This window comes from Shimia litoralis, assembly GCF_005518135.1.
Taxonomy (GTDB): Bacteria; Pseudomonadota; Alphaproteobacteria; order Rhodobacterales; family Rhodobacteraceae; genus Shimia_E; species Shimia_E litoralis.
Window position 1 is genome coordinate 119,062 of record NZ_SULI01000001.1, and the last position, 23,668, is coordinate 142,729.

Annotated in this window: 23 protein-coding genes; 15 read left to right on the forward strand and 8 right to left on the reverse strand. The window is 55.8% G+C overall.

The features are described 5' to 3' along the window. Nucleotides 1–45 precede the first annotated feature (45 nt). Nucleotides 46–681, reverse strand: coding sequence for a TetR/AcrR family transcriptional regulator (locus FAP39_RS00525; RefSeq protein WP_138014408.1), 636 nt, complete (start codon nucleotides 679–681; stop codon nucleotides 46–48). A gap of 132 nt (nucleotides 682–813) precedes the next feature. Here FAP39_RS00525 and FAP39_RS00530 point away from each other — a divergent pair, with 132 nt between their 5' ends. The 7 genes from FAP39_RS00530 to trxC all read left to right on the forward strand — a co-directional run bounded on the left by FAP39_RS00530 (nucleotide 814) and on the right by trxC (nucleotide 7,785). Then, nucleotides 814–2,064 (forward strand): Zn-dependent hydrolase, encoded by a 1,251-nt coding sequence (locus tag FAP39_RS00530; protein WP_138014409.1) that lies wholly within the window; start codon nucleotides 814–816, stop codon nucleotides 2,062–2,064. 97 nt (nucleotides 2,065–2,161) lie between these two features. Continuing rightward, nucleotides 2,162–3,625 (forward strand): dihydropyrimidinase, encoded by a 1,464-nt coding sequence (gene hydA, locus FAP39_RS00535; RefSeq protein WP_138014410.1) that lies wholly within the window; start codon nucleotides 2,162–2,164, stop codon nucleotides 3,623–3,625. Nucleotides 3,626–3,694: 69 nt separating this feature from the next. Next, nucleotides 3,695–4,480, forward strand: a complete 786-nt coding sequence (locus FAP39_RS00540; RefSeq protein WP_138014411.1) for an ABC transporter ATP-binding protein — start codon at nucleotides 3,695–3,697, stop codon at nucleotides 4,478–4,480. Beyond that, nucleotides 4,477–5,355, forward strand: coding sequence for an ABC transporter permease (locus FAP39_RS00545; protein ID WP_425471382.1), 879 nt, complete (start codon nucleotides 4,477–4,479; stop codon nucleotides 5,353–5,355). Before FAP39_RS00540 ends, FAP39_RS00545 begins: the two co-directional genes overlap by 4 nt. Continuing rightward, nucleotides 5,352–6,191 carry an ABC transporter permease gene (locus FAP39_RS00550; RefSeq protein WP_138014412.1) on the forward strand — a complete coding sequence of 280 codons (840 nt, stop codon included), beginning with the start codon at nucleotides 5,352–5,354 and terminating at the stop codon, nucleotides 6,189–6,191. Before FAP39_RS00545 ends, FAP39_RS00550 begins: the two co-directional genes overlap by 4 nt. Nucleotides 6,192–6,234: 43 nt before the next feature. Next, nucleotides 6,235–7,224 carry an ABC transporter substrate-binding protein gene (locus FAP39_RS00555; RefSeq protein ID WP_138014413.1) on the forward strand — a complete coding sequence of 330 codons (990 nt, stop codon included), beginning with the start codon at nucleotides 6,235–6,237 and terminating at the stop codon, nucleotides 7,222–7,224. A 129-nt stretch (nucleotides 7,225–7,353) separates the two neighbouring features. Beyond that, entirely contained in the window at nucleotides 7,354–7,785 is a 432-nt protein-coding gene (gene trxC / locus FAP39_RS00560; protein WP_138014414.1) for a thioredoxin TrxC, read from the forward strand. Here trxC and FAP39_RS00565 read toward each other — a convergent pair. Beyond that, nucleotides 7,782–8,933, reverse strand: a complete 1,152-nt coding sequence (locus FAP39_RS00565) for a geranylgeranyl reductase family protein (RefSeq protein WP_138014415.1) — start codon at nucleotides 8,931–8,933, stop codon at nucleotides 7,782–7,784. The genes trxC and FAP39_RS00565 overlap by 4 nt on opposite strands. Nucleotides 8,934–9,021: 88 nt before the next feature. Between FAP39_RS00565 and FAP39_RS00570 the strand changes: the two genes are divergently transcribed. Next, nucleotides 9,022–9,411, forward strand: a complete 390-nt coding sequence (locus FAP39_RS00570) for an acyl-CoA thioesterase (protein WP_138014416.1) — start codon at nucleotides 9,022–9,024, stop codon at nucleotides 9,409–9,411. Between the two features lie 76 nt (nucleotides 9,412–9,487). On the opposite strand, the gene FAP39_RS00575 is transcribed toward FAP39_RS00570, so the two are convergent. The 3 genes from FAP39_RS00575 to FAP39_RS00585 form a co-directional block, all read right to left on the reverse strand. Next, entirely contained in the window at nucleotides 9,488–9,694 is a 207-nt protein-coding gene (locus FAP39_RS00575) for a cold-shock protein (RefSeq protein ID WP_024092327.1), read from the reverse strand. A 396-nt stretch (nucleotides 9,695–10,090) separates the two neighbouring features. Further along, entirely contained in the window at nucleotides 10,091–11,746 is a 1,656-nt protein-coding gene (ettA, locus tag FAP39_RS00580) for an energy-dependent translational throttle protein EttA (RefSeq protein ID WP_138014417.1), read from the reverse strand. Between the two features lie 131 nt (nucleotides 11,747–11,877). Continuing rightward, a complete protein-coding gene (locus tag FAP39_RS00585) occupies nucleotides 11,878–12,408 on the reverse strand; it encodes a DUF2059 domain-containing protein (protein ID WP_138014418.1) in 531 nt (176 codons plus the stop codon). 59 nt (nucleotides 12,409–12,467) lie between these two features. Here FAP39_RS00585 and FAP39_RS00590 point away from each other — a divergent pair, with 59 nt between their 5' ends. Beyond that, the gene (locus FAP39_RS00590) at nucleotides 12,468–13,076 is read left to right on the forward strand and encodes a nicotinate-nucleotide adenylyltransferase (RefSeq protein ID WP_138014419.1); all 609 of its coding nucleotides are present in this window, start codon (nucleotides 12,468–12,470) and stop codon (nucleotides 13,074–13,076) included. Between the two features lie 31 nt (nucleotides 13,077–13,107). Here FAP39_RS00590 and FAP39_RS00595 read toward each other — a convergent pair whose 3' ends face one another. Beyond that, nucleotides 13,108–13,956 (reverse strand): DMT family transporter, encoded by an 849-nt coding sequence (locus tag FAP39_RS00595; protein WP_138014420.1) that lies wholly within the window; start codon nucleotides 13,954–13,956, stop codon nucleotides 13,108–13,110. Nucleotides 13,957–14,043: 87 nt separating this feature from the next. Between FAP39_RS00595 and dacB the strand changes: the two genes are divergently transcribed. Further along, nucleotides 14,044–15,534 (forward strand): D-alanyl-D-alanine carboxypeptidase/D-alanyl-D-alanine endopeptidase, encoded by a 1,491-nt coding sequence (gene dacB, locus FAP39_RS00600; protein ID WP_138014421.1) that lies wholly within the window; start codon nucleotides 14,044–14,046, stop codon nucleotides 15,532–15,534. Between the two features lie 30 nt (nucleotides 15,535–15,564). Here dacB and FAP39_RS00605 read toward each other — a convergent pair whose 3' ends face one another. Continuing rightward, on the reverse strand, nucleotides 15,565–16,170 hold the full coding sequence (locus FAP39_RS00605) for a TlpA disulfide reductase family protein (RefSeq protein ID WP_138014422.1): 606 nt from the start codon (nucleotides 16,168–16,170) through the stop codon (nucleotides 15,565–15,567). 30 nt (nucleotides 16,171–16,200) lie between these two features. Between FAP39_RS00605 and argH the strand changes: the two genes are divergently transcribed. The 5 genes from argH to FAP39_RS00630 all read left to right on the forward strand — a co-directional run bounded on the left by argH (nucleotide 16,201) and on the right by FAP39_RS00630 (nucleotide 22,575). Next, nucleotides 16,201–17,592 (forward strand): argininosuccinate lyase, encoded by a 1,392-nt coding sequence (gene argH / locus FAP39_RS00610; protein WP_138014423.1) that lies wholly within the window; start codon nucleotides 16,201–16,203, stop codon nucleotides 17,590–17,592. A gap of 382 nt (nucleotides 17,593–17,974) precedes the next feature. After that, a complete protein-coding gene (locus FAP39_RS00615; protein ID WP_138014424.1) occupies nucleotides 17,975–18,175 on the forward strand; it encodes a hypothetical protein in 201 nt (66 codons plus the stop codon). Between the two features lie 72 nt (nucleotides 18,176–18,247). After that, entirely contained in the window at nucleotides 18,248–18,565 is a 318-nt protein-coding gene (locus tag FAP39_RS00620; protein WP_138014425.1) for a DUF2834 domain-containing protein, read from the forward strand. A gap of 133 nt (nucleotides 18,566–18,698) precedes the next feature. After that, complete coding sequence (lysA, locus tag FAP39_RS00625; RefSeq protein ID WP_138014426.1) at nucleotides 18,699–19,964, forward strand: diaminopimelate decarboxylase; 1,266 nt, start codon at nucleotides 18,699–18,701, stop codon at nucleotides 19,962–19,964. Nucleotides 19,965–19,998: 34 nt separating this feature from the next. Then, a complete protein-coding gene (locus FAP39_RS00630; protein WP_138014427.1) occupies nucleotides 19,999–22,575 on the forward strand; it encodes a DUF4175 domain-containing protein in 2,577 nt (858 codons plus the stop codon). A gap of 30 nt (nucleotides 22,576–22,605) precedes the next feature. On the opposite strand, the gene FAP39_RS00635 is transcribed toward FAP39_RS00630, so the two are convergent. After that, entirely contained in the window at nucleotides 22,606–23,661 is a 1,056-nt protein-coding gene (locus tag FAP39_RS00635) for a zinc-ribbon domain-containing protein (RefSeq protein WP_171006752.1), read from the reverse strand. Between the last annotated feature and the right edge of the window lie 7 nt (nucleotides 23,662–23,668).

A 23,668-nucleotide genomic window follows, 5' to 3' on the forward strand; every position in this document is an offset into this window, starting at 1 on the left:
CGTCATTAAAGAAAAATACTGTGCAAACTGTGCGATTTCCTCAGCTTAGCCTGTTGCCCCTATGCCCCGCAAGATAATCTGTTTGATCGAGGTCTTGGCGTCTTCCCACTGCGCATCGGTGAGTGCCTCTCCCCCGTTGAGGGTCTCGATCTGATGCCCAAAGTCGGCGTAATGCTGGGTGGTGGCCCAGAGCATATACAGCAAATGGCGCGGGTTTATCGGGGCCATGCGCCCCTCGGAAATCCAGCGGTCAATGATCTTGGCGCGCCCGTCTGTCCATTCCATCAATGTGGTTTCCAAATAGTCCTGAATGACAGGGGCGCGGTGCATGACCTCTGAGGCCCAGACCTTGGATCCAGCCGGATGGCGGCGGCTGATTTCCATCTTGGCATCGATATATGCGCCGATTCCTTCTTCGGGTCCTTCGGCGGCATCAAAGATGTCTGCGGCCTGTAACCACGTTTGAAAGATGTTTTGCACCACTTGCCGGTACAGAGATTCTTTTGTTGGGAAATAATAATGCAGGTTTGCCTTGGGCAGCCCCGCCATATCCGCAATCAATTGCATCGTCGCCCCGCCAAACCCTGCCTCTGCAAAGACTTTTTCTGCTGCTGACAAAATAAGCTTTTCGTTTTCTAAGCGGCGCTCTTTCTTGCTGTTGGGGCGTTTGGATTGGGGCATGGGCAAATGGGTCCAATAAAAAAACTTGACCGGTTGGTCAGGCTGTGTTCGTCTTTACTTGACCATACGGTCAGGATGCGCGCGATTGCAAGAGGCCCAAGGCCCATGCGCCAAACGACAAGGGAGAACAATATGTCGGCACCCGGTGAAAACCTCAAGATCAATGGCGATCGGCTGTGGGACAGCCTGATGGAGATGGCCAAGATCGGTCCCGGTGTGGCAGGTGGCAACAATCGCCAAACCGTGACCGATGAAGATGGTGAAGGCCGCGCGTTGTTTCAGACGTGGTGCGAAGAGGTCGGTTGCACGATGGGGCTGGATACGATGGGCAATATGTTTGCCGAATATCCCGGCACGGACCCTGATGCATTGCCCGTCTATATGGGGTCTCATCTGGACACACAGCCCACTGGGGGCAAATACGATGGTGTACTGGGGGTGCTGGGCGGACTAGAGGTGCTGCGCACGATCAAGGATCTGGGGATTAAAACCAAACACCCGATTGTTGTGACCAACTGGACGAACGAAGAGGGCACGCGCTATGCGCCGGCAATGCTGTCGTCGGGTGTGTTTGCCGGCATTCATACCGAAGAGTGGGCCTATGACCGTGAAGACGCCGAGGGGCTGAAATTTGGCGATGAACTCAAGCGTATCGGCTGGCGTGGGGACGAACCTGTCGGCGGGCGCAAGATGCATGCCATGTTCGAATTGCATATCGAACAAGGGCCCATTCTCGAAGCCGAGGGCAAGGATATTGGTGTTGTGACCCACGGGCAGGGGCTGTCGTGGACGCAAGTCACCATCGAAGGCAAAGACAGCCATACCGGTTCTACGCCGATGCCGATGCGTAAAAACGCCGGTCTGGGAATGGCCAAGGTTCTGCAGAAAGTAGACGAGATTGCATGGAGCCACGCACCACACGCCGTGGGGGCCGCAGGACATATCGATGTCTATCCCAATTCGCGCAACGTGATCCCCGGCAAAGTGGTGTTCACCGTGGATTTCCGCAGCCCCGAGTTGTCTGTGATAGAAGACATGGAAGCGCGCCTGCGCGTGGAGGGTCAGAAAATTGCCGATGACATGGGGCTGACCATTGCCTTTGAAAAGGTCGGTGGATTTGATCCGGTGGCGTTTGACGAAACCTGTGTGACGGCTGTGCGTAATGCCGCCGAGCGTTTGGGATACAGCCACCGCGACCTGATTTCAGGTGCTGGTCATGATGCCTGCTGGATCAATCAGGTGGCCCCGACGGCGATGATCATGTGCCCTTGTGTGGATGGGCTTTCGCATAACGAGGCTGAAGAAATTTCGCGCGAGTGGGCGGCCGCTGGTACGGATGTGATGTTGCACGCTGTGCTGGAAACAGCGGAGATTGTAGAGTGATGCAATCTGGCGTTGGGGATGACGCTGTCCCCAACCCGCCGGATGTTTTCGACATAAAATGCAGGGGCATTGACCCTTGCGCGCAGGGAGAGTGAAAATGGGAACCAAAGTCATCAAAGGCGGTATGGTCTGTACGGCGGATCGCACTTGGAAAGCCGATGTTCTGATCGAAGGCGAGATCATCAAGCAAATCGGCGAAGATTTGGTGGGAGATGAATATATCGATGCCGAGGGGGCCTATGTGATCCCTGGCGGGATTGATCCGCACACCCACCTTGAGATGCCCTTTATGGGCACGACGGCGGCCGAGACATTCGAATCCGGTACTTGGGCTGCGGCTGTAGGCGGCACAACCATGGTGGTTGATTTCTGTCTGCCCGGAGAAGACGGTTCCATCAAGAATGCGATCAATGAATGGCATCGCAAGTCGGCGCCGCAAATTTGTTCCGATGTCGGATATCATATGGCGATCACTGGCTGGAACGAGCAAGTGTTCGAAGAGATGAAAGACGCCGTGGACATGGGTGTGAATTCGTTCAAGCACTTTATGGCCTATAAAGGCGCGTTGATGATTGAAGATGACGAAATGTTCGCGTCTTTCAAGCGCTGTAAAGAACTGGGTGCGCTGCCAATGGTGCACGCCGAAAACGGCGATCTGGTGGCGGACATGCAGCAACAGATGCTGGAGCAGGGCATTACCGGCCCCGAAGGCCACGCTTATTCTCGCCCACCAGAGTTCGAGGGCGAAGCGGCCAACCGTGCGATCACCATTGCGGATGCGGCTGGGGTGCCATTGTATATCGTGCACGTGTCTTGCGAACAGGCCCACGAGGCCATTCGCCGTGCGCGTCAAAAAGGTATGCGCGTGTATGGCGAACCGCTGATTCAATTCCTGACACTGGACGACAGCGAGTATTTCAAAGGCGACTGGATGCATTCGGCCCGCCGCGTGATGTCTCCTCCGTTCCGTAACAAAGAACACCAGCAATCCTTGTGGGCTGGTTTGCAATCTGGATCATTGCAAGTGGTTGCAACCGACCACGCGGCCTTTACCAGCGAACAAAAGCTGATGGGCAAAGACAATTTCTGTATGATCCCGAATGGCTCTAATGGTTTGGAAGAACGCTTGGCCGTGCTTTGGACGGAAGGCGTTGAAACCGGTCGTTTGACACCAAATGAATTTGTCGCGGCAACGTCGACCAATGTGGCCAAGATTCTGAACATCTATCCCAAGAAGGGGGCGATTGTAGAAGGGGCCGACGCAGACATCGTTGTATGGGATCCAAAGATCAGCAAGACCATCAGCCAAGCCAACCATCATTCGGTGCTGGACTATAACGTGTTTGAAGGTTTTGAGGTCAAAGCCCAGTCGCGCTATACCCTCAGCCGAGGCGAAGTGATCTGGGCATGGGGGCAAAACAGCCAGCCACAGCCGGGCCGAGGCCGTTTTGTGCCGCGCCCCGCCTTCCCAAGTGCGAACGTGGCGCTTTCCAAGTGGAAAGAGCTGACCGCGCCCAAGCAAATCAACCGGAACCCAATGAACATCCCAGCCGGGATCTAGGAAACTGCCGCTTTGGCGCAATGCCAGAGCGGCCCAAGCCAGCCACACTCGGCCAGCGGAGCAAATATTTTGACAACCGACCCTGTGATCAGCGCCAAAAACCTATCGCTGACGTTTCAAACCAACGACGGTCCCGTGCATGCACTTAAGGACGTCAATCTCGACATCAATAAAGGCGACTTTGTTAGCTTTATTGGCCCATCCGGTTGCGGCAAAACCACATTTTTGCGCGTGATGGCAGACCTTGAAAAACCCACCGAGGGTGAAATCACGGTCAACGGCGTCAGCGCAGAAGAGGCGCGCAAGGCGCGGGCCTATGGATATGTGTTCCAGCATGCGGGGCTATATCCGTGGCGCACCATTGGCGGTAACATTCGCTTGCCGCTGGAAATTATGGGCACCAGTAAATCCGAACAGGATGCCGCTGTGAAAGAAGTGCTCGAATTGGTCCATCTGGATGGGTTTGAAAAGAAATTTCCTTGGCAACTCTCGGGGGGGATGCAGCAACGCGCCTCTATCGCGCGGGCCTTGGCGTTCCATGCAGATATTCTATTGATGGATGAACCCTTTGGCGCGCTTGATGAAATCGTTCGGGATCACCTGAATGAACAGCTTTTGGAACTTTGGGCACGCACCAACAAAACCATTGGTTTCGTGACGCACTCGATCCCCGAAGCGGTGTATCTGTCGACCAAGATCGTTGTGATGAGCCCTCGTCCAGGGCGGATTACCGACGTCATCGAAAGCACTCTGCCAAAAGAGCGGCCGCTGGATATTCGGGACTCGCCAGAGTTCATCGAGATCGCCCACCGTGTGCGGGATGGTCTGCGTGCTGGGCACGAGGACGATGTATGATGGGCAAGTTCTGGTATAAAATCGGACCCATCATTGTCGTTGTGATTGCCATTTTTGTCCTGTGGTATGCGGCGGCGGTGGGCCTGAACACAGCTTGGGCCAAAGACAAGGCCAAGCGCGCAGGCGTAGAGCTGACGACGTCCGAGATCATCAAAGACACGATGAGCCAAAAGAAACCCAAATTGCCCGCACCGCATCAGGTCGGGGCGGAAATCTGGAAAACCACGGTCGAAAAGAAAGTCACATCCAAGCGTTCATTGATTTATCACAGTTCTGTGACGCTCAGTTCGACCTTGCTGGGGTTTGTGATGGGCACCTCGCTTGGAATCGCTCTGGCGGTGGGGATCGTATATAATCGGACAATGGACATGAGCGTGATGCCGTGGGTGATCGCTAGTCAAACCATTCCCATTCTGGCCATTGCTCCGATGATCATCGTGGTCTTGAACGCCGTCGGTATTTCGGGATTGCTGCCCAAAGCGGTGATTTCAATGTACTTGTCGTTCTTTCCTGTGGTGGTTGGCATGGTCAAAGGGCTGCGCAGCCCGGATCACATGCAGCTGGATCAAATGAAGACCTGGAGTGCAAGTGGGTCACAGCAGTTTTGGAAATTGCGCCTGCCGTCTTCAATGCCGTATCTGTTTACTTCGCTGAAAATTGCGATGGCGGCGGCATTGGTTGGGGCCATCATTGGCGAGTTGCCAACAGGGGCCGTCGCGGGCCTTGGGGCGCGTTTGCTGGCCGGAAGCTATTATGGGCAAACCATTCAAATCTGGAGTGCGCTTATCATGGCAGCGGCTTTGGCTGCATCACTTGTGGGGATCATCGGGATGATCCAAGCCGTGGTTCTTAAGCGGATGGGGATGGTGCAATGAGCTGGATAATTGCAGGACTTGCCATTTGGCTATTGGGGTGGGGCGCAAATGTCTATTTGTCTGGCCTTCCCAGAACACGCACAACAGGATTGCTTGTGCCGATTATTTTCGGGGTCACGTTGATCTTGATTTGGGAATGCGTCGTCCGCGGATTCGATATTTCGCCCGTGCTGTTGCCCGCCCCGTCTAAAATCGCCATCAGATTTGCGAATTCGACTGACATCCTATGGGTCGATTTTGTGCAAACCGTGCTTAAGGGGGCGCTATCCGGATATATTGTCGGGTGTGGGTCTGCATTTGCGATGGCGATTTGCGTAGATCGATTTCCGTTTCTCCAGCGCGGCTTGCTGCCTGTCGGGAACTTTGTGGCGGCCCTGCCAATTATCGGTATGGCGCCCATTTTGGTGATGTGGTTCGGGTTTGATTGGCAATCCAAAGCGGCTGTTGTGGTTGTGATGGTGTTTTTCCCAATGCTCGTCAACACTGTGCAGGGGCTTCAGGCAACGGACAGTATGCAGCGCGATTTGATGCGTACCTATGCGGCCGGATATTGGAAGACGCTGTTTAAACTGCGACTGCCTGCGGCCATGCCGTTTATCTTTAACGGTCTAAAGATTGGAACAACCCTAGCGTTGATCGGCGCGATCGTGGCAGAGTTCTTTGGATCGCCCATTCGCGGCATGGGGTTTCGGATTTCAACATCAGTGGGGCAGCTTGCCTTGGATCTGGTGTGGGCCGAAATTGTCGTTGCTGCTGTGGTTGGGTCTGCATTTTATGGCGGGGTCGCGCTGTTGGAAAAAGCAGTGACCTTCTGGCACCCGTCGCAACGAGGCTGAGCAAAAAAGATATAATAAGCACAGTTCAACAAGGAGAGAATAAATGAAAACAATGATAAAAACACTGAGCGCTGCCGCGCTGGGGCTTGCCGCATCGATGGCACAAGCCGCAGACGACGTCACGCTTCAGCTTAAGTGGGTGACGCAAGCCCAGTTCGCCGGATATTATGTGGCCTTGGACAAAGGGTTCTATGCCGAGGAAGACCTGAACGTGACCATCAAGCCCGGTGGCCCTGATATTGCCCCGGCTCAGGTGATCGCGGGTGGCGGTGCTGATGTGGTTCTGGATTGGATGCCATCGGCCTTGGCGTCGCGTGAAAAAGGTCTGCCGATCGTGAATATCGCGCAACCCTTCACGTCTTCGGGCATGATGCTCACATGTCGTAAGGATGCAGGCATTGCGTCGCCTGCTGATTTCGCCGGCAAGACGCTTGGCGTTTGGTTCTTTGGCAACGAATATCCGTTCCTAAGCTGGATGAGCAAACTGGGTCTGGCCACCGACGGGTCTGATGGCGGTGTCACGGTCCTCAAGCAGGGCTTTAACGTTGATCCAATTCTGCAAGGGCAGGCGGCGTGTGTGTCGACGATGACATATAACGAATACTGGCAGATCATCGATGCTGGCCTGACAGCGGATGACCTTGTGGTTTTCAAATACGAAGACCAAGGCGTCGCAACACTTGAGGATGGCATGTATGTCATGGAAGAAAACCTCAAGGATCCAGCCTTTGAGGACAAAATGGTGCGCTTTGTGCGTGCGTCGATGAAGGGCTGGAAGTGGGCCGAAGCAAACCCGGATGATGCAGCAATGATCGTTCTGGACAATGATGCATCGGGCGCACAGACCGAAGAGCATCAGAAACGTATGATGGGCGAAGTGGCCAAACTGACGGCGGGCGGCAACGGCGCGCTTGATCCGGCGGCGTATGAGCGCACAGTCGGTAGCCTGATGTCTGGCGGTTCGGATCCGGTTATTTCCAAAATGCCAGAAGGCGCATGGACCCATGCCATTACAGATAAGGCTTTGAACTAAGTCTTAAACCGCGGGGAGCGCGGATAGGGGCCAGAGGGAAACCTCTGGCCCCTTTGCTTTTGCAGGGGTTCACATTCCTGACGCAGGTACTATATGTGAAAAGCTGAATATGTATGCGGAGTTGCGAATATGAGCGGTAAGAAAATCACGTGTTTTGAGTGCGCCCAAGTCAATCGCGTCCCTCAGGAAAAGCTAAGTGCCCAGCCCAAGTGCGGTACATGCGGTGCCAAGCTGTTTGCCACAAAGGTGCCAGAGATTGATTTGGCCACCCTACAAAAAGCGTCGCGCAACGATGATGTGCCCTTGATTGTTGATTTCTGGGCTCCTTGGTGTGGTCCTTGCCGCCAGATGGCACCGCAGTTTTCGCAGGCGGCCAATGACTTGGCTGGTCAGGCACGATTGGTAAAACTCAACACCGAAGAACACCCTCAAGCCGGTGCAAAATACCGTATTCGCGGAATTCCGACGATGGCGGCCTTTGCCAACGGCAAGGAAAAGGCGCGTCAATCAGGGGCCATGCCCGCAGCGGCCATCGTCAAGTGGGTGCGCGGCGCCCTCTAGCGCCGAAATGCGTTCAGCACATATCGGGGCAGGCGCCGCAGGACACTGCGGCCCAGCTCTGGGTATTCGACCTCGCCGGCCAAAAGGCGCATGTACTGCATACGGACGGTGCCGGATTTCCGAAAGGTGGCGACAAACGCGACCTGCCATCGTGGGGCAAAGATAATGCGCCGCAGCATACGGGCAATTTTCAAAGACTTGTGTATCGGACGCAGGCTGAATTGATATCGCGCAAGCGCAGTGTCTGCTGCGTTTTGCGCCAGCGCATCCACCGCCGCTTGGGCCGCGAGTTGACCACTTTTCATCGCCAGCGCAATGCCCTCGCCTGTAATCGGATCCACCAGCCCGGCAGCATCCCCGGCCAAAAGCACATTTCTGCGCCCCGGTATTTTGCGAAAATCACCAAATGGAAGGTGATGCCCTTTGAAGCGCGTGGTGTCTGGGTCCAATCCAAGATCGCGCAGATACTTGGAGAAATGCGCTTTCATATCTGGGTTGGGTGCGCGCAATCCGCCAACCCCAACTGTGGTGCTGTGTTGTTTTGGAAACGACCAACCATAGCCCCAAGCCGCCGATCCAAAATCAATCCGCAAGGGGTGTTCCAACGGATTTTGTTCGTCTGTCGAGGCTTCGATCTCAAGGCCAAACCCGATGGTCTCTGTGTCAAAGGCTTTGCCAAACAACGTGCGGGCCACCACAGAGTTCACCCCATCTGCGCCAATGATGATCTTTGCCGTCAGGCGTTCGCCGTCTCGAAATGTCACGGTGGTGTCAGAAAGTTCAGACAGTGCGCGGCCAGTGAAATCATTTACACCGGCTGCGATCGCATTTTTGTATAACGTATTGTCCAACTCCAATCGCATTGTCAGATGCAGCGGAGGGATGCCGTTAAGCACGGCCAGTTCCGTATTGTCATGCCAGAATGCGATTTGCGTGCGGGTGACAGCGCGCGACATGTCAAAATCGCGGCCAAAAATGTCTTGATACGTGTGGCGGCTTCTTTCGGTAAACAGGCCTCCGCATAATTTGTGTCTTGGAAATGTGGCTTTGTCGAGCAGGGCAACTGATAGTCCCTGTTGACTGGCCCAATACGCGGCGCAACTGCCTGCGGGACCAGCGCCGATCACGATTATGTCGAAAGATTGCATTGGGCCTCCGGAGTATGCGTGCTTCTACCAGCTTTCGCAGCGTTTTCCATAGGGTTAGACTGACCCAAAGTAACAAAAGGATATGGTCATGACCCAAGAGATCAAACCCGAGGGCGAAGCGACGTTGCGCACAGTGGCGATGCCGTCTGATGTGAATGTGAATGGGGACATTTTCGGCGGATGGGTTTTGGCCCAGATGGATATCGCCAGCGGCATCGTGGCCGCACAGCGTGGTCAGGGACGTGTCACCACGGTTGCCGTGGATGCCATGAAATTCATTCGACCTGTCGCGATCGGTGACATCTTGTGTGTGTGGGCGTGGGTCGAGAGAATTGGCCGCAGTTCGATGGCGATCAGGATTGAGGCTTGGGTCGTGCGTTTTAACGGGCGTGCCACGGAAAAGGTCACCGAAGCCGTGTTCACCTATGTCGCCATTGACGAGCATGGGAACCCGCGCGCGGTCCCCAAAGAAGACTGAAACACAGGGTGTAGAACACAAAAAAAGCCGCGGCGTGCAGATGCAGCCGCGGCTTCTAACTTTTCAACGCTTAGGCTTATGCCAATGCGAGGTTCACAGCGGACTCACGACCGTCACGGCCTGGTTCGATGTCGAAAGTTACTTTTTGGTTGTCAGCCAGACCTGTCAGGCCGGAACGCTCAACAGCTGAGATGTGTACAAACACGTCTTTGCTGCCGCCGTCGGGTGCGATAAAGCCAAAACCTTTAGTTGTGTTAAACCATTTTACGGTGCCAGTAGCCATATCCGTAGTCTCCTAATAAATCTGCCCGCAGGATGCGGCAGCTCGGCGTAGTCGTCTGGATCGAAAGACTGAACGCCGTATGAAGGAGACAGTGGTCGAAATAGAAAAACGTTTGCAAAAGCGATATGGGGGGGATTGCCGGGCATTGCAAGGTTTCTTTTGTAAAAGTCTGGCGATGACAAGGCGTCGTTGCGCGTGTGTTACCCCGAAAACGCGGCACAGTTGTGGCGTGTCGCGACCGATATTTTCACTCTGAGCGCGTCCATTGGGGACGAAAATGTCCAAATCTAGGGGCTGAGGTTTACACAAGCCCCATATCGGTGTGATGGGGCCGCGTTTGGAAAAAATATGGCCCCGCCTGAAAAACGGGCGAGGCCATGTAAATGTTAGGCGTGATTAACGCACAAACTTTTTGTGCTTGATTCGCTTGGGTTCAAGGGCATCCGCACCAAGGCGGCGCTTTTTGTCTTCTTCGTAATCTTCAAAGTTTCCTTCGAACCATTCGACATGGGCGTCGCCCTCAAACGCAAGCATGTGCGTACAAATCCGGTCGAGGAAGAAGCGGTCGTGCGAAATAACCACGGCGCAGCCTGCAAAATCGACAAGGGCGTCTTCGAGCGCGCGCAGGGTTTCAACATCAAGATCGTTGGTCGGTTCATCGAGCAGCAGCACGTTGCCACCCTCTTTGAGCAAACGCGCCATGTGCACGCGGTTGCGTTCACCACCCGACAGCAGGTTCAACGGCTTTTGCTGATCGCCACCCTTAAAGTTGAACGACGAACAATAGGCGCGAGAATTGACCTGTGCATCCCCCAGTTCGATGATTTCGGCGCCGCCTGAAATTGCCTGCCAAACGGTTTCATCGTCTTTCAGATCATCCCGGGACTGATCCACATAAGACAGCTTGACCGTATCGCCATATTCCACGGACCCCTCGTCAGGTTGTTCCTGACCAGTCAGCATTTTGAACAGAGTCGATTTCCCTGCGCCGTTGGGGCCGATTACGCCGACGATCCCACCGGGGGGCAGCGAAAACTCTAGGTTTTCGATCAACTGTTTGTCCCCATAGTGCTTGGAGATTCCGTTGACCTCGATCACCTTGGACCCAAGACGTGGACCGTTTGGAATAACGATCTGGGCGCGGCCGACTTTTTCGCGCTCGGACTGGTTGGCCATCTCGTTATAGGCGGTGATACGCGCTTTGGACTTGGCCTGACGAGCCTTGGCGCCCTGACGCATCCACTCCAATTCCCGTTCCAGTGTTTTTTGTTTGGATTTATCGTCTTTTGCTTCACGCTCCAGACGTTTGGCTTTCTGCTCCAACCATGCAGAATAGTTGCCTTCGTAGGGGATGCCCTTGCCACGGTCCAATTCAAGGATCCAGCTGGTGATGTCATCCAAGAAATACCGGTCGTGCGTGACGCAGAGGATGGTGCCCTTGTAGTCGATCAGGTGCTGTTGCAGCCATGCGATGGTTTCGGCATCCAAGTGGTTGGTCGGTTCATCAAGCAAAAGCATGTCAGGCGCTTCAAGAAGCAGTTTGCACAGCGCGACACGGCGGGCCTCACCGCCAGACAAGTCGGCGATCTTTGCATCATCCGGTGGACAGCGCAGGGCCTCCATGGACACGTCGACCTGACTGTCCAAATCCCAGAGGTTCTCGGCGTCGATCTGGTCTTGCAGTTGGGCCATTTCGTCGGCGGTTTCGTCCGAGTAATTCATCGCAAGGTCGTTGTAGCGATCCAAGATGGCCTTTTTCGCAGCCACACCCAGCATGACGTTTTCACGCACAGACAAGGTTTCATCGAGCTTTGGTTCCTGTGGAAGATAGCCGACATTGGCTCCTTCGGCGGCCCAAGCTTCGCCTGTAAAGTCTTTGTCCAAGCCAGCCATGATTTTCATCAAGGTCGACTTACCGGAGCCGTTGACACCGACGACACCGATTTTTACGCCGGGCAGAAAGCTCAGGTGAATATTTTCAAAGCATTTTTTGCCGCCGGGGTAAGTCTTGGACACACCCTGCATGTGATAGACGTATTGGTAAGCTGCCATGGGGATCGCTCCGTGATGGGAAAAACGTGTTAGCGGGTGTGATAACGAATGGTGAGGGTGGGGGCAATCACGTCCTGCGTCATTATCAGGACGCTGCAAGGATCGCGCCGTGAAGCAAATAATTTACGCGTTCATTCAAAGGCTTCGATAAAGGCCTGTGTCAAACCGGGATTGTTTTCCAACAGAATGTTCTCATCGCGCAGCTTGATGGCCAACCGATGGGGGGCGTGATTGGCGGCTTCTTGCGTGGCGAGTCGCGCATGCACGACGGCTTGTTTCAGCAGAAACGCGGACTCAGCCGCCAGCTTTTGCCCTGTTGGTGAGGCATAGAACCTTGCAATGTCGCGCAATTCGCTTGCCGAAAAATGCGAGCGGTAGAACGCTGCTTTTTGGGTGCGCATCGCAATTACAAGCTCTTCTGAGAACTCGCTAAAGAGCAGATCGAAAAATGGCTCGGGTTCGCTTATGTCGATGCCAATCCTGCCCAGCCTGCGCACGGCTTCAAACATGACGGCCCGCTTTTGATCGCTGAGCACCTGTTCCACATGCGCAATGGTGATGGTTTGCTCGACAATATACGTCACGTCGGCTTCTTTGTCGGCATAGACAGGGGTGGCGAGGGCCCAGAGGATCGCGATTTTTAGCAACAAGTGTTTTACCACGGGCCAGTTCCGGTTTCGCAGGTTGTTGTTTCCATCTTGCAGACAACGTAGAGGAGGATATGGGATTAATACAGAACGGATTTCGCGGATTGCGCATTGGTTTGCTTGGGGGCTCGTTTGACCCTCCGCACCAAGGGCATGCGCATATCACACGCGAGGCGCTCAAGCGGTTCAATCTGGATCGTGTCTGGTGGTTGGTGTCGCCCGGAAACCCGTTGAAAGAGCACGGCCCTGCAGCATTAGAGCGTCGCATGACCGTGGCGCGCCAGATGATGCAGCACCCGCGGGTACACATCAGCGATTTTGAGACGCGCGCCGGAACACGCTATACCGCGCAGACGATCGCAGCGCTCCAACAGCAGTTTCCACAGGCGCGTTTCACATGGCTGATGGGGGCCGACAATCTGGCGCAATTCCACCGATGGAAAGACTGGCGAGACATTATGGAACGCGTCCCCGTTGGTGTGTTGGCGCGCCCTGGGGATCGGGTCGAGGCACGTACGGCACCTGCCGCGCGCATTTACCGTCACGCGCGTCTATCGGCCCGTCACAGCACGCTCTTGGGTGGGGCCGAGGCCCCCGCATGGTGTTTTGTGAACGTTCCGATGATGGACCTAAGTTCCACAGAGCTGCGCGCAACGGGGGCGTGGCAGAAAACGCAGGATTAAAGGTGGGGTGCGCCACTCGCGATTGCAGACGCTAGGTGTCGGATCGACGTGCCCGTGCGCCAAAGGTTGCCGAAGCGATGCCCGCGCCAATAATCAGAGCCAAGCCGAGCCAAGTCGTCATATCCGGAAGGTCTTGGAACAAGACCCACCCCAGCAGCGTGGCGGCAAATAGTTGAAAATACACAAATGGCGCCAGTGTGGTCGCATCAGCACGCGCATAGGCGAACAATAACAGGAAATTGCCCCCCATCGAGAACAGCGAACTGGCCAATGTCAGGCCCGTGACCGCAAGGGTCACATCGGGAACCAGCGCCCAGGCAAACGGGGTCAGCAACAGAGCGGGAATGAACAACTGTGTGAACAGAAGGCTTGACGGACGTGCGATGGTCGAAAGCCATCGTGAGGTTGTCAAAAATGTCCCATAGAACAGCCCCGCCATGGCGGCAAACATTAAGCCGGATGAGGTCTCAAAACCGGGGCGGACCACCAAGAGCACCCCAAGAAACCCAAGCCCCATCATGATGTTTCGGAACGGGGTCACTGATTCCTTGAGCAGAAAAACAGAGAGCACATAGCTGAAAATCGGGCCAATAAAGAAAGCCGCAAACACATTTGCAATCGGGGCCGTTTGCAACGCGATCTGGATGCATGTGATCCCGCCAAGAAGCATGCAGGCCCGCAGCCAGATACGCCAGTTCCCCAATAGCCGCACAGTGTCGTGGCGCGCCAATGGCAACGCCACCAACGCACCCAGAGCAAATCGCGACCACGCAACAAACAGCGGGCTGGCGCTGTGGTCGGTTGTCAAAATTTTGCCCGCAGCATCTCCAGCAGGGATCATCGACATAGCCACAAACATGAGCACAAAAATTTTCAACATGATGCGCCCATAACATGTTGGCGACACGGTAAAAAGTGTTGCTGAAGTGCTTGAACCGCGCCCCGCGCTGGGGGTAGGGTCTAAATTATGAAAAATGGGTATTCGCGTCGCGTATTTTTGGGTGGATTTCTAGCGTCGGTGTCTTTGCCAGCATGGGCGGATGCGCCAACGCGGTCGCTGCGCCCTGTGCCAAGGCCCGGTAGTCTTGGCAAACGCGTGGTTCCGAATGCGGATGTCCTGATCCAAGGCTCTGGCCTAAGTGGTCAGGTGGCCTTTGCCGTGGCGGATTTCCAAAGTGGTCAAGTACTTGAGGGGCATCAGGCCGCAACTGGGTTGCCTCCGGCCAGTGTGACCAAAGCCTTGACCGCGATGTACGCGCTTGACGTTTTAGGAGCCGCGCACAGATTTACCACAACTCTGGTCGGAACGGGTACCGTGTCGAATGGCGTGCTGGGGGGCGATTTGGTGCTGGTCGGCGGGGGGGATCCGACGCTTGATACCAACGCGTTGGCAGCCATGGCCGCAAAGTTGAAAAAGGCAGGTGTGCGTGAGGTCCGAGGACAGTTTCTGGTCTACGGCGGCGCGCTGCCGTCAGTGCGCACAATTGACCCCGATCAGCCGGATCACGTTAGTTACAGCCCAGCTATTTCGGGGCTCAGTCTGAATTTCAACCGTGTGCATTTCGAATGGAAGCGATCGTCCAATGGCTATGCGGTGGCGATGGATGCGCGTAGCAACAAGTATCGCCCGGCAGTTACGTCGTCCAAAATAAAGGTCAAGCCGCGCGATATGCCCGTTTATACCTATCAAAACCGTGCAAATGTGGATCAGTGGACCGTCGCACGCGGTGCGCTGGGCAAAGGCGGCGCGCGCTGGCTTCCTGTGCGCAACCCAGAACTTTATGCCGGAGACGTGTTTAAGACGCTGGCCCGGGCACATGGCATCGTCTTGAAAAAGCCCAAGAAAACCATGAACGCCCCTGCAGGTCGCCCGCTTGCCAGCCACAAGAGCGCGGCGTTGCGCGATATCTTGCGTGGGATGCTCAAGTATTCGACAAATATTACTGCGGAAATGGTTGGGATGGCGGCGACTAAGGCGCGCGGTGTGCCCGTGTCGTCGTTGGCAAGCTCTGCCAAGGCGATGAATACATGGGCCGCGCAATCTCTGGGAATGACCCATGCTGCTCTGGTGGATCACTCTGGTTTGGGCGGGGCGTCGCGTGTTCAGGCCGGGGAACTGGTCAAGGCGCTGTCCCAAGCGGCGCGGCGGGCCGAGTTGCAGCCGATTCTAAAAGATATCAAATTGCGGGATCACAAAGGGAACGTGAAGAAAAACTCGCCAGTAAAAGTTCAGGCCAAAACAGGCACCCTCAACTTTGTGAGTGGGCTGGCGGGCTATATCAAGGCGCATGATGGCACTCTTTTGGCCTTTGCGATTTTTGCTGCAGATACAAGTGCGCGCCGCGCCTTGCGTGCCGAGGATCGTGAACGCCCTAAAGGGGCGCGCACATGGAACCGCAAGGCCAAAGGATTACAGCAACGCCTGATAGAACGTTGGGATACACTCTACGGAGCCTAACGCAGTGGCTCACACTCTGCGGTCAACCATCTACTCGGCCTGAGGCTTGGACGTGCGAATGACGTTCTTCAAAATCGCCTTGGCATTTTCGCTGCTCCAATCCGCGTCGCCTTGCAAACGTGCGATCTCGAATCCGTTGCGATCAATCAATACCGTGACAGGCAGGCCCAAAACGGCCATATCACGCGCAACGTCTTGTTTCGGATCGCGATACAGCGGCAGGTTCTGCACGCCGATGTCCTCAAAAAACTTCTTCATGGCGGGCACCATATTGCGCCCCGTCGCCAGCGTCACGACGTCAAAGTCGTCTCCGCCCAGTTCGGTTTGCAGCTCCGAAAGCATCGGCATTTCCTTGCGGCAGGGGGCACACCACGTGGCCCAAAAATTCAGCAAGACGATTTTGCCGCGATAATCGGCCAAAGACACTGGCGCGCCGTCTGTGACAAATGGTTTGTCAGAGGTCGCGCGCAGCTCTGGATGAAAATTCAGCTTTTTCATATCACCGCTGCGCATGGCGGCCACTTCGGTTGTGTCCAATGACCCGCCGACAGGGGCCGGATCGCGCATCACGACAAAGGCGATGCCTGCAATTGCACCCAGAGCAAGGGCCATGTAAACCAACGCGGACTTAGACATTATTTATAACCCCTCCGAAGGGCGATCCAGATGACCAAAGATACCTCGAACCAGATGTGGGGCGGCCGCTTTGCCGCAGGACCGGATGCGATCATGGAGGCAATCAATGCCTCGATCGGATACGATCAACGGATGGCAGCACAGGACATTGCCGGCTCTCGGGCCCACGCAGCCATGTTGGCCAAGTCGGGCATCATCACAGATAGCGATGCCAAGGCCATTCGGGAAGGCCTGCTCACCGTCTTGTCAGAAATTGAGGGCGGTCGGTTCGAATTTTCTACAGCGCTTGAAGATATTCACATGAATGTCGAGGCGCGCCTTAAGGCGTTGATCGGCGAGCCTGCGGGGCGTTTGCACACAGGCCGCAGCCGCAATGATCAGGTTGCGACCGACTTTAAACTATGGGTTCGGGACCAACTGGATGCCGCGATGGGTGGTGTTCGGGCCCTGATGCAGGCGCTGCTGACCCAAGCAGAGGCGGGTGCAGATTGGGTGATGCCCGGTTTTACACACCTGCAAACCGCGCAACCTGTCACATGGGGCCATCACATGATGGCCTATGTCGAAATGTTTGGTCGCGATCTGTCGCGCTTTGAAGACGCGCGCAAGCGGATGAACGAATCGCCATTGGGCGCGGCTGCGTTGGCTGGGACGTCATTCCCGATTGATCGCCATATGACAGCCGAGGCGCTTGGTTTTGATCGGCCTGCGGCAAATTCATTGGACGCCGTGTCAGATCGTGATTTTGCGCTGGAATTTCTTGCCGCATCGTCGATCTGTGCCATGCACCTGAGCCGCTTTGCAGAAGAATTGGTGATCTGGTCCTCAGCCCAATTCCGGTTTGTGACGCTGTCGGATCGTTTTTCCACCGGATCGTCGATCATGCCGCAGAAAAAGAATCCCGATGCGGCGGAATTGATCCGTGCCAAGATCGGCCGGATCTTTGGGGCAAACACTGCGTTGTTGATGGTGATGAAGGGGCTGCCGCTGGCCTATTCCAAGGATATGCAGGAAGACAAAGAACAGGTCTTTGATGCGGCGGATAACCTGATGCTGGCCTTGGCCGCGATGGAAGGCATGGTCAAGGATATGACCGCCAACCGTGAGAGCCTAGAGGCAGCGGCAGGCAGTGGTTTCTCGACGGCCACCGATTTGGCGGATTGGCTGGTGCGTGCATTGAACATGCCATTCCGCGATGCGCATCACGTGACGGGATCACTGGTCGCAATGGCTGAGTCGCGCAGCTGTGATTTGCCTGATCTGACGCTTGAGGATATGCAATCAGTACATGCTGCAATCACTGCGGATGTGTTCGAGGTCTTGGGTGTTCACAACTCGGTCGCTTCGCGCGTTTCTTTTGGTGGCACGGCGCCTGAACAGGTGCGTGCGCAGGTCGCGCGTTGGAAAGGTGTTGTCGGCTGAGACGGGTTGTTGGAATAATAAGTTTGGTGACATTGGCAGGCTGTGATCCTGTAGATGTATATTACCCGCCTGCGACGCAAGCGGAGACATCGCCATCAAACGGAGTGAGCATTAGTGGCTCGGTGCGCGTTGGCGGTGTTTATAGAGCGCGATAAACTTACGGTCGGCCGCAGAAGGTGTTTGCGGCTCTCCGTTCGAAGTGCGGATCAGAAAGGGCAAGAATGATGAAGATATTGGTTCTTATATCGGCCTTGATGGCCTTGGCGGCTTGTCAAAGCACCACGAATTCCGATTGGGAAAGTACTACGCGTGGCGGTTATAGCAAAAGCGGAATGTGCATGGGCGGCGCAAATTGCGGGTATGGCCGATAGCGGGTGGTTTCATGATGCGGATAATTATGGGCCTAGTATTGGCAGGTGCTTTGGCGGCGTGCGGTGCTGACGGCGAGCCATGGACACCAACGATGTCGACGACAATTGGGATGGGGTCTGGCGGAGTCTATACGTCAGGCAATGTAGGGGTTCACAAAGGCCCTGTCTCGATCAACGTTGGCCGAGGATGTGGCCGCAACGGGTGTTGGTAGGTTCCAACGTTCTTTGCAACACGGGATGCGCCGTGTAACACTTGATTGGGAAACTGTTTCATAGGGATTAGAATGTCAGCACTCAGAGCGGTTTACCTTGGCTTGGCGATTTGGGGTGCCGTGCATCCCATGGCGTATTTCATCCCCTGGCTTATGGACAACAACTTTGACGTCATGGCGTTGTTTGCCGCGTGGAAGGTGTCTTTTGCGACGACGGGTCTGGTCTGGGATTTGGTGATTTCCGCTGTTGCCCTGACACTCTGGATCGTCGCCGAAGTCGCGGTCCGCCGAAACTGGAGCAGCCTTGTCGCCATTCCGGCGACATTCCTGATCGGGGTAAGCTGCGGATTACCACTGTATCTGTTTTTGCGCTCACGCCCAGTTCGCTAGAGCTGTTGTATCCTGAGCGGGTCCAATTGGGGCGATGATAGGCAAATTTACTCAAGAAAGCTGATGGGCAATTGATTGCGCGTCGCCCTCTGGCTATGAGGGGTGCGGTTTTGGATGGCAAAGGGCGCTGGGCATGGATCATTTTCTTTATCGGGACGGCGCGCTTTTTGCCGAAGACGTTCCTGTCGCAGAAATTGCGGCGCAAGTTGGCACACCGTTTTATTGCTATTCCTCGGCAACTTTGACGCGTCACTTTAAACTGTTCGATGATGCGCTAAGCGGCATGCCGCATCTGGTGTGTTATGCGATGAAAGCGGCAAGCAATCAGGCGATTTTGAAAACACTTGCCGCGCTTGGGGCGGGAATGGATGTCGTGTCGGGCGGCGAATATGCCCGCGCAAAAGCCGCAGGCGTACCCGGCGAGCGTATCGTGTTTTCGGGGGTCGGCAAAACCCGCGACGAAATTCACACGGTGCTGACGGGCGGCATACGGCAATTCAACGTAGAGTCCGAACCCGAGATGGCGGTGATCAACGAGGTCGCGCTGGAACTTGGGCTTGTGGCCCCGATCACGATTCGGGTGAACCCTGATGTGGATGCCAAGACGCATGCCAAGATTGCCACGGGCAAAGCGGAAAACAAATTCGGGATCCCGATTTCGCGCGCACGTGAAGTCTATGCGCATGCCGCGCGCCTCAAGGGGCTTAAGATTGTCGGTATTGACGTGCACATCGGCAGCCAACTTACGCAGCTTGAACCTTTTGAACAGGCCTATCGCAAGGTCGCTGATCTGACCGAAGCGTTGCGCGCGGATGGTCATGAAATCACGCGCCTCGATCTGGGGGGCGGCTTGGGCATTCCGTATACGCGGTCAAATGATGCGCCACCGTTGCCGGTTGAGTACGGTGCCTTGGTTCAGAAAACCTTGGGGCATTTAGGGTGCGAGATCGAAATCGAACCCGGCAGATTGATCGCTGGAAACGCGGGCATTCTGGTCTCGAAAGTTATCTATGTGAAGCAAGGTGAAGATCGCGAGTTCATGATTGTCGATGCGGCGATGAATGACCTGATCCGCCCTGCGATGTACGAAGCGCACCATGATATTGTGTCTGTGATCGAGCCAGAAGCAGGGCTGGAGCAGGGGCGCTATGATATCGTGGGTCCTGTGTGCGAAACGGGCGATACTTTTGCAAAAGAACGTGTGATGCCACCAGTTGTCGCGGGGGATTTGATCGCATTCCGCAGCGCAGGCGCATATGGCGCGGTCATGGCGAGCGAGTATAACTCGCGTCCATTGATCCCAGAGGTTTTGGTGCATGAAGATCAATTCGCGGTTATCCGCCGACGCCCGACCTTGGACGAGATGATAAATAGAGATACCATTCCAGAGTGGCTGTAGGGCACCCATGCTCTACAGGACTTTGGGATGATGTATGACCAGTCCGAAACACCAGTCTGACAAAGGTATGACGCGTTTGGCGCGGGTGCTTTTGCTGACGCGTGCCGGAATGTTCGCCGAATCTGTCACCCGTGCATTTTGGCCGCTGTGGTCGTTGTGCTTTGGTGTTCTGGCGGCGCTGATGATGGGCGCACAGGATCATATCGGTCTTGAAACCCTTTGGGGGCTCGGCGTCGGCGTGATCGGTTTGGGCGGTTGGCTGATGTGGTCCGGCATGCGCAAACTGGCGTGGCCCACCAAGAACGATGCCTTGCTACGCCTTGATGCGACATTGCCAGGGCGGCCGTTGCAGGCTCTCAGGGATCAACCCGCCATTGGTGCTCATGATGCCGGTGCCCAAGCTGTTTGGGCCGCACATCAGACGCGCATGCGTGAAAAAGCCGCCGCCGCTGAACCCGTGCAACCAGATTTGCGGGTGGCTCGGTTGGATCCTTTTGGGCTTCGGTTTGTGGCGGTCATCGCGTTGGTTGTGGCCTTGCTGTTTGGATCTGTTGGGCAAGTCCGCAGTGTGATCGAGATGACAAGCGCAACCAAACCGGTGGCAAGTGGCCCAGCTTGGGAAGGATGGGTCGAGCCGCCGCTCTATACCGGAAAGCCTGCGCTGTATCTGAATGATCTGCCTGCGGGGCAGGTCGTGCTGGCCCAAAACAGCCGTATTCTTGTGCGTTTGTATGGCGAGGTTGGCGCGCTGACGTTGTCGGAAACCGTTTCTGGGCGTACAGATGAAATTCCCAGTGCTGCAGAGCCGGAACAAGAGTTCGTCGTTGTTCAGTCCGGCGTGATCGTGATTGACGGGCCGAACGGGCGCCGCTGGGATATCGAAATGACCCATGACATGCCACCGGCTGTGGCGGTGTCTGGTCAGGCCGAGGCATCCGCACGCGGGGAAATGAGCCTGCCGTTTGTGGCAGAGGATGATTATGAGGTCATCTCCGGTGTCGCGCGGATAGGTCTTGATCTAGGCAGCTTGGATCGGCGCTACGGACTTGCTCTTGCCCCCGAGACACAAGCCGAAGTGTTGGCGCAGTTGCCCATGCCGATCGCAGGTGATCGTGCGGTATTCGAGGGCATTTTGATCGAAGATTATAGCGCGCATGTCTGGGCGCATATGCCTGTCACAATTGAATTGCGTGTGGAAGATGCGCTTGACCAAATGGGCCGCACCGAACCTGCGCCGATGCTTTTGCCGGCGCGCCGGTTCTTTGACCCTTTTGCTGCTGCGATTGTGGAAATGCGGCGTGATATCTTGTGGAATCGCAAGAATGCACCTCGTGTGGCGCAATTGATCCGTGCCATGTCGCACCGTCCGCAAGACGGCATGTTTCCCGACAAAGCCAGCTATTTGCGGCTGCGAACAATTTTGCGACGTCTGGAAGGATACACGCCTGCGGGTCTGACGGATGCACAGCAAACTGAAATTTCCGACGCGCTTTGGGACTTGGCGCTGATGCTGGAAGAAGGCGATCTTGGTGACGCGTTTGCGCGGATGAAGCGCGCGCAGGACCGGTTGTCGGAAGCGATGAAAAATGGGGCCAGTGACGCTGAGATCGCGCAATTGATGCAAGAACTGCGCGAGGCGACACAGGATTATATGCGCGAACTTGCGCGGCGCAACTCTGACGATGATCCCGATGGTCAAACGCAGAGCGCAGAAAATACAATGACATTGTCGCAGGATGATCTGCAACGGATGATGGACCACATTCAGGATCTCATGGAGCAAGGCCGCATGGCCGAGGCCCAACAAGCGTTGCAAGAGTTCCAAGAGATGATGGAAAATATGCAAGTCACGCAAGGGCAAGGGGGGTCGGAGCCATCCCCCGGAGAACAGGCCATGCAAGACCTGGCTGAGACGCTCAAGGATCAGCAAGGTCTGTCTGATCAGGCCTTTCGCGAGCTTCAGGAGCAATTCAACCCCAATGCCAATCGCGGGCAATCTCAGGACAATGAGGGATACAGCGGCGGGCAAGGGCGCGGCGAATCCCACGACGGCACCGGACAAGGTTCAGCGGATCAAGGCGAAACTGGATCCACAGGCCCTGAGTCGGGCCAGCAACCGGGACAAGGTGCGCTGGCCGATAGACAGGAAGCGTTGCGCGAGCAATTGGAGGCGCTGGAAGGTGGTGTTCCCGGGCAGGGCACCCCAGAAGGGGATGCCGCGCGCGAAGCCTTGGGGCGGGCTGGCGATGCAATGGAAAATGCCGAGCAGGCCCTAAGAGAAAATGATCTGGCCGAGGCCATAGACCAACAGGCCCAAGCCATGGACGCGATGCGCGAGGGTATTCGCAATCTGGGGGATGCCTTGGCACAACAACAAGGGCAGGGTGGGCAGTCCGACCCACAACAGGCGCGTCGTGGAAATGCGACAGATCCTCTGGGCCGAAGCCCCGGTGCCCGAGGTCCCGCAGGTACGCAAGACGGATTGTTGCAAGGCGAAGACGTGTACCGACAAGCGCGCCGATTGCTTGATGAAATCCGCAAACGCGCAGGGCAAAGTGACCGCCCGGTTCTCGAGCGTAATTATCTAAAACGACTACTTGATCGGTTCTAATTTTGCAGCAGCGGGATAGCGCGGGTCGACCTATTCGGTGCCCGTTGATGTGCCCGCCTGTTCATTCAGCCACAGCATCATGTTCGTGACACGTGTATCCAGCCAAAGCCGCATGTCGTTCATCGTATCCATGAACTGGGTAATTTGGGGCTGATACGCCGGAAAGCGTTCTGCGAGGGCCTGATTATAGACATACGCCAGAATGACGAATGCGGCCGCAAGCAACACCAAACCGAAACCAAGTCGAAAGCCACTTTGACGGCTGCCAGAGGGTGTCCCAACCCGTGCGGCATCATCAGCATATCGCTCGTCTGTTGAGCGCAGGGTAGAGTTGATCTCTTCGATATCGGGCAGCAATTGGCGGCGGGAATCCGTGGTGTCTGTGCTTGGCGCCGTGGTCGGGACCTCGGGGGCGTCGGATGTGTCGAGGCCGCGCAGGCGGTTCATACGGGCTTGAGCTTGAACCGCGCGACTATCGAGCACGGGCTCTGGATCGGCCAGGCCTAGGTCGGGCTGGGACTCCAGTGTATTTTCATGTGCGCGCAGCTTGGCTTCAAGAGCGGCCTCTTCGCGCAGGAGATCGGCAATTTCCGGATCAATCGTTTTGCGTTCACGTACCGGGGCGGCGGCGTCTTCTTCTAGGAGGGTGTCAAAAGCAGAAACTGTATCGACATCTTCGTCTAAGAACTGTTCTGAAATATCTTTATCGATCTCGTCGACGGGGTGATCTTCTGACGGCGCGTCAGGCGCGTGTGACATCTCGGCCTCGTCGCCGCTAGCATTCTGGGGCGCGTCAGTAACATCAAGCGAGTCTGATTCATCCTCAAAATTCATGGCGGGGGGCTGGATTTCTTCTTGGACCTCAAATTCGGGCGGCAGATCGGGGGCGTCGGCAGCGAGTTCGTCATCCCAGCTGTCATCGACACGAGGGTCGGCCGCCTGTGCCGCCTCTTCCTCAATGCTGTCGGGATGTGCCTGAAACCATGTGTGCCCACAGTTCGAGCATTGGACATCTCGCCCGCTTTGCGGGACGACCTCGTTCGGCACTTCATATTGTGCGTCGCAATTCGGGCAACTCAACCGCATAGTGATC